At 42.4% G+C, this 13,161-nt stretch carries 7 protein-coding genes and 3 pseudogenes; 2 read left to right on the forward strand and 8 right to left on the reverse strand.

Translation table 11 applies throughout. From position 1 onward, the window contains the following. Positions 1-221 precede the first annotated feature (221 nt). The 4 genes and pseudogenes from QM928_RS06695 to ruvB all read right to left on the reverse strand — a co-directional run. A pseudogene (locus QM928_RS06695) lies at positions 222-2,012 on the reverse strand (hypothetical protein); the annotation flags it as partial. Between the two features lie 513 nt (positions 2,013-2,525). Beyond that, positions 2,526-7,559: pseudogene (locus QM928_RS06700) on the reverse strand (accessory Sec-dependent serine-rich glycoprotein adhesin); the annotation flags it as partial. Between the two features lie 585 nt (positions 7,560-8,144). After that, entirely contained in the window at positions 8,145-8,717 is a 573-nt protein-coding gene (locus QM928_RS06705; RefSeq protein WP_414294840.1) for a nucleotidyltransferase family protein, read from the reverse strand. Further along, positions 8,698-9,696, reverse strand: coding sequence for a Holliday junction branch migration DNA helicase RuvB (ruvB, locus tag QM928_RS06710; RefSeq protein WP_083303327.1), 999 nt, complete (start codon positions 9,694-9,696; stop codon positions 8,698-8,700). The genes QM928_RS06705 and ruvB overlap by 20 nt, the downstream gene beginning before the upstream one ends. 123 nt (positions 9,697-9,819) lie before the next feature. On the opposite strand from ruvB, the gene QM928_RS06715 reads away from it, so the two are divergent. Together QM928_RS06715 and QM928_RS06720 are read left to right on the forward strand one after the other, a co-directional pair. Next, positions 9,820-9,912, forward strand: a complete 93-nt coding sequence (locus tag QM928_RS06715) for a type I toxin-antitoxin system Fst family toxin (protein WP_000970382.1) — start codon at positions 9,820-9,822, stop codon at positions 9,910-9,912. Between the two features lie 149 nt (positions 9,913-10,061). Next, a pseudogene (locus QM928_RS06720) lies at positions 10,062-10,347 on the forward strand (site-specific integrase); the annotation flags it as partial. Between the two features lie 518 nt (positions 10,348-10,865). Here the strand turns inward: QM928_RS06720 and QM928_RS06725 are convergent. From QM928_RS06725 to QM928_RS06740, 4 genes are all read right to left on the reverse strand, one after another. Then, positions 10,866-11,219 (reverse strand): type II toxin-antitoxin system RelE/ParE family toxin, encoded by a 354-nt coding sequence (locus tag QM928_RS06725; protein ID WP_315640030.1) that lies wholly within the window; start codon positions 11,217-11,219, stop codon positions 10,866-10,868. Continuing rightward, positions 11,209-11,493, reverse strand: coding sequence for a type II toxin-antitoxin system RelB/DinJ family antitoxin (locus tag QM928_RS06730; RefSeq protein WP_315640031.1), 285 nt, complete (start codon positions 11,491-11,493; stop codon positions 11,209-11,211). The genes QM928_RS06725 and QM928_RS06730 overlap by 11 nt, the downstream gene beginning before the upstream one ends. A gap of 533 nt (positions 11,494-12,026) precedes the next feature. Then, positions 12,027-12,449, reverse strand: coding sequence for a GNAT family N-acetyltransferase (locus QM928_RS06735; RefSeq protein WP_414294841.1), 423 nt, complete (start codon positions 12,447-12,449; stop codon positions 12,027-12,029). Between the two features lie 11 nt (positions 12,450-12,460). Continuing rightward, on the reverse strand, positions 12,461-13,153 hold the full coding sequence (locus QM928_RS06740; protein WP_414294842.1) for a GNAT family N-acetyltransferase: 693 nt from the start codon (positions 13,151-13,153) through the stop codon (positions 12,461-12,463). Positions 13,154-13,161 lie beyond the last annotated feature (8 nt).

Here is a 13,161-nt window from a genome sequence, read left to right on the forward strand (position 1 = left end):
GTGCTGGCTGATTGGCTCGCACTGGTTGACGCTGATTCAGATGCACTTGTGCTGGCTGATTGACTTGCGCTTGTTGAAGCACTTTGGCTTGCAGACGTGCTGGCTGATTGGCTCGCACTTGTCGATGCCGACTCAGAAGCCGATGTGCTTGCTGATGCTGACGCGCTTGTTGACGCTGATTCAGAAGCCGATGTACTTGCTGACTGACTAGCACTTGTACTTGCTGATTGACTGGCGCTTGTTGAAGCTGACTGGCTAGCTGATGTGCTTGCTGATTGGCTCGCACTGGTTGAAGCCGACTGGCTAGCTGACGTGCTTGCTGATTGACTTGCGCTTGTTGAAGCACTTTGGCTTGCCGACGTGCTGGCTGATTGGCTCGCACTGGTTGACGCTGACTGGCTAGCCGACGTGCTTGCTGATTGACTGGCGCTTGTTGAAGCACTTTGGCTTGCCGACGTGCTTGCTGATTGGCTCGCACTGGTTGACGCTGACTGGCTAGCCGATGTACTTGCGGATTGACTTGCGCTTGTCGATGCTGACTGGCTAGCTGATGTGCTGGCTGATTGACTGGCGCTTGTTGAAGCTGACTGGCTAGCTGACGTGCTTGCGGATTGGCTTGCACTGGTTGACGCTGACTGGCTAGCTGACGTGCTTGCTGATTGGCTCGCACTTGTCGATGCTGACTCAGACGCTGATGTGCTTGCTGATTGGCTCGCACTTGTCGATGCCGACTCAGAAGCCGATGTGCTTGCTGATGCTGACGCGCTTGTTGAAGCACTTTGGCTTGCTGACGTGCTTGCTGATTGGCTCGCACTTGTCGATGCGGACTGACTAGCTGATGTGCTTGCTGACTGACTTGCACTGGTTGATGCTGATTCAGATGCCGATGTACTTGCTGATTGGCTTGCACTGGTTGACGCTGACTCAGAAGCCGATGTGCTTGCTGATTGACTTGCGCTTGTTGAAGCACTTTGGCTTGCAGACGTGCTGGCTGATTGGCTCGCACTGGTCGATGCTGACTGGCTAGCTGAGGTACTTGCTGATTGACTTGCACTTGTTGACGCTGACTGGCTTGCCGACGTGCTTGCTGATTGGCTCGCACTGGTTGATGCTGATTCAGATGCACTTGTGCTTGCTGATTGACTTGCGCTTGTTGAAGCTGACTGGCTAGCTGAGGTACTTGCTGATTGGCTTGCACTTGTTGACGCTGACTGGCTAGCTGAGGTGCTGGCTGATTGGCTCGCACTGGTTGAGGCCGATTGGCTAGCTGAGGTGCTGGCTGATTGACTTGCGCTTGTCGATGCTGACTCAGACGCTGAGGTGCTTGCTGATTGGCTTGCACTTGTCGATGCGGACTGGCTAGCTGAGGTGCTGGCTGATTGGCTCGCACTTGTCGATGCGGACTGGCTAGCTGAGGTACTTGCTGATTGGCTCGCACTTGTCGATGCTGACTGACTAGCTGATGTGCTTGCTGATTGGCTCGCACTGGTTGACGCTGACTGACTTGCAGACGTGCTGGCTGATTGGCTTGCACTTGTCGATGCTGACTGGCTAGCTGATGTGCTGGCTGATTGGCTTGCACTGGTTGACGCTGACTGGCTAGCTGATGTACTTGCTGATTGACTTGCGCTTGTTGAAGCTGACTGGCTAGCTGACGTGCTTGCTGATTGACTCGCACTTGTCGATGCTGACTGGCTAGCTGATGTACTTGCTGATTGACTTGCGCTTGTCGATGCTGACTGGCTAGCTGACGTGCTTGCTGATTGGCTTGCACTTGTCGATGCTGACTGACTAGCTGACGTGCTTGCTGATTGGCTCGCACTTGTCGATGCTGACTGACTAGCTGATGTGCTGGCTGATTGGCTCGCACTGGTTGACGCTGACTGGCTAGCTGATGTGCTTGCTGATTGGCTCGCACTTGTCGACGCCGACTGGCTAGCTGAGGTGCTTGCTGATTGACTTGCGCTTGTTGAAGCACTTTGGCTTGCAGACGTGCTTGCTGATTGGCTCGCACTTGTCGATGCTGACTGACTAGCTGATGTGCTTGCTGATTGACTTGCGCTTGTTGAAGCACTTTGGCTTGCAGACGTGCTTGCTGATTGGCTTGCACTGGTTGACGCTGACTGGCTAGCTGATGTGCTTGCTGATTGGCTCGCACTGGTTGACGCTGATTCAGAGGCCGATGTGCTTGCTGATTGGCTCGCACTGGTTGATGCGGATTCAGACGCTGACGTGCTTGCTGATTGGCTTGCACTTGTTGATGCTGACTGGCTAGCCGATGTACTTGCTGATTGACTTGCACTGGTTGATGCTGACTGGCTAGCTGATGTACTTGCTGATTGACTTGCGCTTGTTGAAGCTGACTCAGATGCACTGGTCATTGCACTTACTGATGCACTGGTTGAAGCAGACACTGACGCACTGGTTGACGCTGATGCTGACTTATGATCCGAATCTGACAAGTCAGGAGTTACTGTGTTTTTTGTTCCGTCTTTGTAGGTAATCGTTACAGTTCCATTGCTAGCAATCTCGTACGATTTAATACGGAAATCTGACTCAGGGTTGACTGTCTTCACTGCAGCAAGAATCTTCTTAAGATCATCTGGTGTCAATGAAGTTAAATTAGAAACTTGGATAGCACTACTTGGTTTAATACCTGGGAATTTTTCATTCAATTTTCCTTGTGCAACTACAGTCGTTACTCTACCCGTATTATCTGATAAATCTGTAGCACTAGTTCCACGAGTCCATCTATTACCATCTGCATACTGTACATTTTCCCCATAAGTAGCAGTGTACTCTAGGACTTTTGGATTTGTTGTTGAAGCTTCAGTGGTAATATCCTTAATTCCTAGTGCATCATCATCTGAAGAATAACCAGTTTGGAAAATACGACTGATATCAGAAGTTCCATCGTTTAATTTCAGAGTTTTAATCTTACCACTATTATCTTTAGCAGTTAAAACAACTTTAATCTTGTCGCCTGCGAAGACTTCGTAACCGCTGACTCCTGGGCGAACATTATTCTTAATCGTTTGTTTTTCCCATTGGCCAGTCTTATCATTCTTAATATAAAGTTCAAAAATTACTTCAGGTCCTACAGTTTCCTTGGTAATCGTTGCAGTCGTTGTAGCCGAACTCAAGGTTTCAGTTCCACCACTTGGAAGTGTTACTGTTTTTTCTTGCTTAGCTGTCACATCTCTAGTCGGAAGGAGACCATTGTTGCCATCGTAAGCTTTTTGTAGTTCTGCAGGTTCAAAGGTAACACTTGATTCGTTATCTTTAGCTGTCTTGGTAAATGTATGCCCAGCTAAAGTCAAGGTTACAAGAGCTCCAGGTGTGACATTGGTCACAACAATTGAACGATTTGGCAAACCACCTGTTTCGTTGGTAGAAGCAACTGAGATAACCGGTGCTTGTGGATTGACCTTAATAGTCACGTCTACTGTTCTGCTATTTCCAGGAGCTCCACTATAGGAACCTTGCGGAAGAGTGACTGTAACTTTTTTCGTATAAACCCCAGGGTTTGCCAGCATAGCGTCATCAGGAGCCTGGACCCAACTAAAGGTTGTTCCTGTTGGGAAAGCTACACTTGTATTCGAATTTTTAAGTGCCTCTCCTGGATTTTTAATAATCTCTGCTAATGGAGCCTTATTTCCCACAGTTGTAACATACTCTTGTCTAGCTACAGGATCAACAACTGTATAATCAAAGCTTGTCTGACTTGTCAAGGCTGGATTGCTTGTTGAAACATCCCCAAAACGTCCTTTTGGATAAGTGGCAATTAGCGTATAGGTTGTATGGTGACTGACAGGTTCCAAATTCACAACCTCTTTAGTCGTATACCATACTTCACCAAAAGTAGGAGTTCCAACATTAGTTGTTTGTTCAGCCCCTGTGTTATTTAACTTATATTTATAAGACCATTTGGTTCCTGTTGGAAGTTCATTAACATTGGTATACAAATCAGTATGTCTACCCATATTATTAGCCCAATTTCCTCCAGAAACTCTACTTAGATTATCACCTGTCGTTCCTTTAAAGGCATAAAATTGACCTGTCACACCATTGTAAGTCTTGGTTTCAACTTTCGGATAAACAGTATAGTTAACTGTTACATCATCAGTCGAGCCATCAGAATAAGTAACCCGTGCAACTGCACTTTTTGTCCCAGCAGATGTGTTGTCAATGCGACTAACCCATGAAACAGTCGTTCCTTGAGGGAGCTGTCCTCCACCATCAAGCTGGACAAAGTTCGTAGCATCGTTTAAATCCGTTGCCGTTTCACCAGTATAGGTATAAATAGTCGATGCCTTCGCTACAGCAGTATATTTATCAGTCTGGCTTTTGATTACAAATTTGACATAACCATTGTCGGTTATACCGTTTTTTGCATGGTTACTATCAGAGGTGTTTTGGTCATCTGTTGCCATTAAATAGCGTTCAAATGATGCTAACGGTACATTTTTTGCTAGAGTGCCTGTAAGGGTAATCTTTGCATCCGCCTGATCTGTCAAATTTGTGATTGGAGTTGAACGATTGAGACCGGTATATCCTGCATAGTTTGTACCATTAGCATTGTCAGCTGTACCTTGCATTTCAAACTTCAATGAAGAAATCTTGCCAGAATCATCAGTTGCTCTAAAGGTTACATTAACTTCTTCCCCACGGTATAGATAGATTTCCTTAGTTGTAGCATTATCATAATGAATCTCCAGTTTTGGTCGTTCATTGACTGTAACATCTCGAGAAATAGTATTGCTTGTTAAATCCTTATAAATAATCTTTGCAGTTCCATCGCTTGCAACTTCAATGTCTTTGATGCGGTGAACTGTCTTATCATTCTTAGCGTAGATGGCATTCTTGACATCTGTCTTTTCGTTATCTGTTAAACTGTTTTTATTTACTACAGGTGTAAAGTCAGGATTTGTTACTTTAAGACGGTCTTTCAGTTGTCCTTGGGTGATACGAACATTGCCAGTACCATTCACTCTGTTGAAGTTGCCTACTTGGTCAGTTGCAACTGCATTCCGTTGCCAAGTATGTCCTGAGTTCCACTCCAGATTATCATTCATATGAGCGTCGACTGTGATAGTCGCAGGACTTTCTGGCGTAGCTGTGATATTTCCTGTCAAGAGCCCTACAGTTCCTGTACCATAGTTAGAACCTTCAAAGTAGTTTTCTCTCAACCCTGGTTGGTTCCCATCTGCTCTAGGTACAATCTTGAACTCTCTTAATTTACCACTATTATCAGTCGCAGTAAATTTAACGGTGAAATCATCACCTGCATAGACAATATGTTCCATCCCACGACTAGAGTCGGGACTTTGAGTAGCTGTAATCTGCTGACCACCACGTGTCACGGTTACAGCAGGTACAGGCACCTCAGTTTCCGCTCTTACGTTAGCTCGAACGACATCCACAGTGTTATCACGATAAGTAATAGTGATTTCACCCGTATTAGACACCGTTATTTCATGATTACCTTCAGAATTTTTCTTGTAATCAGAACTGTTGAGGATAGTGGCATTTTTACTATTGTTCCTAAAGTTTGCAAGGATTTGAGTTTTCTCAGTCTCGCTCAAAGATGACGGATTATTTACCGTAACAGTATCACCACTCACAGGCTCGTTACGCTCGTTGAAACCTTTGATGGTGAGAGTCATATGTGCCGTATCTGTTTGACCGTCACTATCTGTTACAACATATTCAAGAATGTGCGCGCCAGTAGCAAACGGCTTCCATGTTCCTTTGTCTCGACCAATGGTACCTTGCATATTTACCGTATAAGTAGTTGGATAATAGGCAAACCTACCATTTTGATACACACCAAAATCACCAACGACATTTCTTGCATTTCTTGGATAATCAGGCGCATATAAGCCAGTGATAATTGTATTATTAGATCCTGCAGCTAATGTTTTCAAGCCCCTATCATCACTCATTTTCATCTTGATTGTGGTAATAGAGTCGTCATTATAGTAGGTAACATTTGCAGGCAAAGTAATCGTAGGGCGCTTAGATGTTCCACGGTTATGACCAGCTTCTCCAGTCGAAACAGTTGAGCTCATTGAGCCACTATAATTCCCAGAAGTGTTGGCGCTTGTGAACGGTTGACTACTTGTCGCCACTCGCGCACTCAAAGTAGCTGCATTAGACTTATTGTTCACAGTCGCATAAACCAATATAGTCGCCTCAAGGTTTCTATTCAAGTCATGGTGCTTGTTGAATATATACTCATTACCAGAACCACCACGTTTTTCCATTGGTTGTCCATTAAAAAGAACACGAGTGATGGTTGTATTTCTATCCACTTGCGCGATCAGACCAGCATAATTAAGCGGACTCTGCGAGTGCATTTTTATTTTCCAGACAACCTCACGATTAGAACTTGAATAACTTCCTTGCCCAAGTTCAGCTGTGGTGTGACCGTTTATCGAAACACCTCTGAGATTTCCCCCTGTTGGCATCGCTTGCCCGTTACGGCTGTCACGTTGACCAGAGGTTGCACGTGAAACCGCATTAGCGATAGAGTTGCGAGCTGAAGTGGCAGAATTGATCACTTCTCCTAGATCTGCGTTTGGATCCTTGAGAGCAGACTCAATCTCAGCAACCACGGTTTTAACCTTGATAATTGCTGCATCTGTATCAGGTAAATTAACTGCTTTAGCTAGATATTCACCCATTTCTGCTGAAAGAGTTGCCAGTTTCTTACGGTCTTCTGCTTGCTTTTTAGCGCTTGTTTCTGCTGTCGTTGTCGCAGCAAGAGTCGCTGTTGTCGTAGCTGTCAGACTCGCATTTTGACTTGTAAAGTTTTCTGCTGTTGAAAGAGCACTAGAAAGATTAGGATTGACCTGAGCATCGCTAGCCTTAACTGTGGCTCTGGATGTTCCGTCATTACTGATAGCATCTTCGCTAGGAGCCGTCTGTGAACCTTCTACATGCGAAACCTCAGAGAGGGAACTGCTTGCAACAGTCGAAGCACTATCTGATGTTGAGGCAGAATCGTTCAATGAAGACGAGGTACTAGCTGAAGTTGAAGATGAAACACTGGCACTAGTGCTAGCTGATGTTGAGGCGCTTACGGACTCGGATGCACTTGTTGAGGCCGAAATAGAGGCACTTGTAGAAGCAGAGATTGAGACACTCTCACTAACAGAGGTAGATGTTGAAACAGAAGTTTGTTGCTCATCATCTTTATTGACCGTTCCCAAAACAACCTGATCAGAATTCACTAGATTGTCAGTACCATCCACGACTTTCTCTACAGCCAGCTGTTCATTGGCATGGACTTGCGTATGAGTGGCAACTCCACCACCAACAACGGCCCCCGCGGCAACTATCCCCTTGAGGACATCTATCCCAGTTAAAGAAGTTGAGACACGATCTTCCACAACTTCAGTTGTCACCTGAGCAGTATCAACACCACCACGAAGAACCTTAAATAGCCCGAATAAAGACGTTGAGGCACGCAACCAATGTTTCCCTGACTTAATCAGTTTGTATCTAGTTACACGATCGGTTTCTCGATACTCTCCTTCTTGACGTCTAAAAAACATGTTTTTTTCTCCTTGAGTTCATTTTTTATAAAAAAAACTAAATACCAAAACATTCTTAAGATACATAGTCATGTTACATGGATATTTTCTCTTTTTTCATCCTGACAAGCACTGGTGTACTCTTAAAAAATTTTGATATAGAGCTCAATCTATAACACCTTATTATAGCACATTAGAGCCTGCTTTGTCCAAAGATTTGTATAAAAAATATATTAATACAAATGACTTGTTCTTTTTGTAGATTTTATCCGAATTTAAGATTCTTTTTTTATCCAATAATCATCTATTTACCTTTAAAAAATCAAATATTATTGTAAAAATTCAGTAGGATGAAATAAAATATAAACAAATTGACCAGAAAGAAAAGTCAGATCAATTTCTAGCAATGTTTTAAAATCCGTAGCGTACTATTCTAGGTTCAATCTACTATATATCATATCGAATCATCGCTCCATCAAAAAAAGCCGCCTGATTGGGCGACTTAATTTTTTTTATAGGGAGATTATTATGAAAAAGTTTTAGGAGTATAAGTTAAGGTCTTTTTAACTTATGAGATAAGTATACAACTCCTATCTTAAAGTTTCCTTAAGTATTTTTAAATGTGAGATTTTTCCATTTTTCACGCCAGTTTTTCTTAGATAAACGCTTTTGATAGAGCTTCATTCGGTCTTGATTTTCTAAGAAATGAGGAGTTGGACGAACTTGAAAGTTTAAAATATCCTCCAAACCATAAGGAGCAAAGAGCTCTAAAGTTGCGTCAGCTTGCAAGCGCAGTCCTACTGCCGTACAACGTTCAGGATACTTACTCATGGCATCGCAGGAATTTCTATACGGAGGTGTGTGGGGACTATGCTGATGCATATAGACTTGATTTTTAAGCTCCCATTGATACTGGGGAAAGTCCTCTCTCAGCTTGCTTTCTATAGCCAGCGTATCTTCGTAACTCACATCTGGATCAAAGAAAATCACATCCACATCCGTTTCACGGTCAAAGGCTGGCTTATCTGACAAGAGATTCCAGATAAAATTTCGGACCGAACCAGCCGCCAACCAGGAATCATTTAATTCCAAGTCACGGATGATAGTCAGAATAGCCATCATATCAGGATTTTTTCTGAAAGAGTCTACGATTTCAGCCTTATTTTTCAATGTATTCATACCCCAAATGTTCATAAGCCTTAGCTGTCGCGACCCGTCCTGAACGAGTTCGCATGATAAAGCCCTTCTGGATCAGGTAAGGTTCGTACATATCCTCAACCGTCTCACGCTCTTCGGCGATATTCACCGAAAGAGTTCCTAGACCGACAGGACCGCCACCGTACATTTCAATCATGGTACGGAGAATTTTCTGGTCTACATAATCCAAACCTTCATGGTCTACATCCAGCATAGTCAAAGCCTTATCCGTAATCACATCATCAATCAAGCCATCACCCATAATCTGCGCAAAGTCGCGCACGCGCTTGAGGAGACGATTGGCGATACGAGGAGTCCCACGACTACGGAGAGCCAACTCGGAAGCTGCCTCGTGAGTGATTTCCATCTCAAAAATATCTGCCGTCCGCTCGACAATCTCTGTCAAGTCATCATGGGCATAATACTCCATGTGACCAGTAATCCCAAAACGCGCACGAAGAGGATTTGAAAGCATCCCTGCTCGTGTCGTCGCACCAATCAAGGTAAAAGGTGGCAATTCCAGATGGACACTGCGACTACCTTCCCCCGCACCAATCATGATGTCGATGTAGAAGTCTTCCATAGCACTGTAAAGCACCTCTTCCACCGACATAGGCAAGCGATGAATCTCATCAATAAAAAGAACATCTCCTGGCTCCAAGTCATTCAAAATCGCTACCAGATCACCGGCTTTTTCGATAACGGGACCAGATGTTTGTTTGAGATTGACTCCCAGTTCATTGGCAATGACAAAAGCCATGGTTGTTTTCCCGAGACCTGGAGGGCCAAACAAAAGAACATGGTCCAGCGCCTCATCACGCATTTTTGCTGCTTCGATAAAGATTTGCAGCTGATCCTTGACCTTGTCCTGACCGATATATTCACGCAAATATTGGGGACGTAGGGTACGTTCTACCAACTCCTCATCACCCATGATTTCATTATCTAAAATTCTACTCATGTTCCTATTATAGCAAAAATCCAGCCTACAAACAAAAAAGCCACCTGGTTGGGTGATTCCCGAGTTTAGATATAATATTCTACGGCATTGCTACACCGCCTGCGAAATGAGGTGAAATAGCCCATGATGGAACTAGTACTCAAAACTATCATCGGACCAATTGTGGTCGGTGTCGTTCTTCGCTTAGTCGATAAATGGCTAAACAAGGATAAATAGTGTCAAAAAAGACCCCAAGCTTAATGTGGAAGTTAGCTTGGGGTCTTTTCTAGTCCATGATATAGAACTAATCCTTAATTCCTCTCCATTATCGCACAGTTCGCGATTTTTGTCAAAGTTTTACTCCCTTGTCCAATAAGACTTTCAACATTAAGAGAACCTTAGGAATTATCAAAGAAAACAAAAGATTACATCACTATCAATGAACATGGACGCTCATCAACTCAAATTAGTCAAACCAACATTTTAATCCATTAAATGAAACGACAGACTTTCATATGATGTACCACTTCCTCACATTATTTCACGAGTTCCAACCTAGCAGTTCGGTCAGGCACTAGGTCATACAAAGATCTATATGACAGATCGTTATAACCAAGTTGAGGATAACTCGCTGAAACGACTACAGACCTATTTCTTAGTCATATTCGCTAAAAAGTCCCCGACAATTCCCCGACCAAAATCCGAAAACTACCGAAATTTATCGGAAAACGACGTTTAGGAAACTCTCTAAAAGCCTGAAATAGAGCAAAAAAACTCCACCTGATTGGGTGGAGTTAAGGGAGATTATTATGAAAAAGAAAAGTTTAGGATTTTATTAAATAAAGTTAGGAGGTCTTTATTTAATAACTACATGATACAAGACGAAACTTAAAACTAGCTTAACTTTTCTCAAATTTTACTATTCTGCAAAAAATTTCTATCACTAGCACCTCACCACGCAAAAAAGCCACCTGATTGGGTGACTTCATTAGGAGATTATGATGAAAAAAGTTTAGGATTTCATTAAATAAAGATTACTCAATGAAAATCGAAATCAGACTAGGCAGAGCGACGCAAGCATAACTAAAGTTAGGTAAGTCGACTCTAACGAAGTATGGTGAGATTTTCGAAGAGTATTAGGAGGTCTTTATTTAATAGCTAAATGATACAAGACAAGACTTAAAGTTAGCTTAAGATTTTGAACTTTTTTTATTATCTTTTTGTAGTAAGGTAACATAGTCACTCTTGGTATGAAATAAATGGGAGAGAAAAACAGTCTTTTGTGTCTGATCAATAAAGTAAAGCAAAACGTATTGATCTATAATTTTTCCTCGTGTAGGAAACTTACTATTAATCTTTACACCGATTTTCTCATCTGCATCAAAACCAGCCTCAGGAAAGACTTCTAGACTTTTTAAGCCGTCTAAAATTTTTACTACAGTATTTTTCGCAGATTGAGGGGCTAAAAGTACCGTAGCTATATATTCGTGTATATTTTCGATAGCTTGTTCAACTTCTTTTGAAAGAATCACTTTATAAGCCATAGCGTGCCCTCACATTGTCTAGGGAAGTTCCTTCACCTGCCTCATATTCTCTCAAGGCACGTTCAGATTGGGCTTGTAGTTCAGCAATTAACTGCTCTCTATGCAAATCTTCGGCCGTCTTAATAGGCAAATCTTGTTCTAGAACTATTTGCTCTACAAATAAAGAAATAGCATCTGTCATTGTCATGCCCTTTTCCTTGATAATATTTCTAGCTTGCTCCATAGTAGCTTCATTTAGTTTGAAATTGTATTGTTTCGATACGCTTATAGCCATGATATATCTCCAATCTATACGATATAGATTGATTATATACTAGATATAGATTTTCATCAAGAAAAGTATTTTTCTCATAGCCTTACCTCCTCGCTAGATAGTATATTTTTACACGAGATTTCCTCGACAATCTTCTTTTTGAAAAATTTAATTCTTTCATATTTCGATACCTTTTGATAAAACCACGATAGATCAGATACTTTTTATCAGGATCTCAAGTAGGTCATTAAAAAGTTTAATAACACCAATTTTAAAGGCATCAAGTTTCTAAACAATAGAAGATTCGGCGATCTTTGTATTATATGGATATCCGCGTTATCCTTGACACGAACTTTTACTTTTGTTCAAAACAACGAATACCAATGAAATATCGCTGAAAGTCACATAACAAAAAAAGCCACCAAATTGGGTGACTTTATTAGGAGATTATGATGAAAAAAAGTTTTAGGATTTCTATTAAATAAAGTTAGGAGGTCTTTATTAATAACTAAATGATACAGGATAAGACTTAAAGTTAGCTTAAGTGAAAAAAATTATTTTAAATTTTCTCGGTCCACCAAAATCATGCCCGTACACTGGAAACTAGATAAGGTTTCAAACCCCAGAGAACGATAAAATCCCAAGTTTTTTTCTGTTTGTTCTGTCGCTAGTTGGACTTGATAGGCATCCTTATAATCAGCTAGAGCTTGCTTCATCAAGGTGCTACCAATCCCTTGGCGTTGATAGCTAGGCGAAACAATCAAATCCTGGACAAAAACCGAAGAAAAACCGTCTCCAACCAAGCGAACTAGACCAACGATTTTCTCACCATCACGCGCTAGATAAATGGCCAGTGAATGAGTCAGAGCCTGGGCTAACATTTGAGGCTGATTGGTATAATTTGTCCAACCAACTGCCTGGTAGAGATGCAAAACGTCATCAAGTGAAACAGATGTTTCTTTTGTAATCTTAATCATAGCAAACCTTTCTAACATTCTCTAAGGGATTTCAACTGTTGCCCATTTTCATCAAAATTATCTGGACTCAACCACGATTCAAAACGAGCTTTAACCCTTGGCCAATCCTTATCAATCATAGACATCCAGTCCGTATCTCTGGTACGCCCTTTATAAATAACAGCTTGGCGGAAAGTGCCTTCGTAGATAAAACCCAAACGTTCTGCCGCTTTTCTAGAAGGTAGATTTAGTGCATCACATTTCCACTCATAACGGCGATAGTTAAGCTCTTCAAAGACATAACGAGCAAGCAAATAGTGGGCTTCTGTTCCCATCCTGGTCTGTTTAAGAGCCGGCGAAAAGGTCACCGCGCCAACTTCAATCACGCGATTGGCTTGGTCAATGCGCATGAGAGAAAAAGTCCCCAGCGCCTTTCCAGTCGCTTTATCAATAATCGCATAATAGAAGCGATCCTTGCGCTCAATCATCTGCTTTAAAGCAACAATTAATTCTTCAAGATTTTCTACTGGTGGTTGAAAGAGATAGGTCCACATCTCCCGAGGTGTATCTGGACCATAAACATCCAGCAAATCCTCCGCATGCTTTTCTACTGACAAAGCTTCGATAATCGTATACTGTCCTTCTATCCGTACAAGTGACGGTAAAACTCCAGGTGTGTCGTCTACAGGTTCACCAATCATCTGGCCATATTCATTTACTGGCATAGCTTTCT

The sequence above is a fragment of the Streptococcus infantis genome (genome assembly GCF_047460405.1).
In the GTDB taxonomy this organism is placed as follows: Bacteria; Bacillota; Bacilli; order Lactobacillales; family Streptococcaceae; genus Streptococcus; species Streptococcus infantis_Q.

Coding starts and splice junctions, on each gene's coding strand:
- QM928_RS06735 (WP_414294841.1), bottom strand. CDS start 12,449: ATGATTAAGATTACAAAAGAAACATCTGTTTCACTTGATGACGTTTTG.
- QM928_RS06725 (WP_315640030.1), bottom strand. CDS start 11,219: ATGGCTTATAAAGTGATTCTTTCAAAAGAAGTTGAACAAGCTATCGAA.
- QM928_RS06715 (WP_000970382.1), top strand. CDS start 9,820: ATGATGGAACTAGTACTCAAAACTATCATCGGACCAATTGTGGTCGGT.
- QM928_RS06740 (WP_414294842.1), bottom strand. CDS start 13,153: ATGCCAGTAAATGAATATGGCCAGATGATTGGTGAACCTGTAGACGAC.
- QM928_RS06730 (WP_315640031.1), bottom strand. CDS start 11,493: ATGGCTATAAGCGTATCGAAACAATACAATTTCAAACTAAATGAAGCT.
- ruvB (WP_083303327.1), bottom strand. CDS start 9,696: ATGAGTAGAATTTTAGATAATGAAATCATGGGTGATGAGGAGTTGGTA.
- QM928_RS06705 (WP_414294840.1), bottom strand. CDS start 8,717: ATGAATACATTGAAAAATAAGGCTGAAATCGTAGACTCTTTCAGAAAA.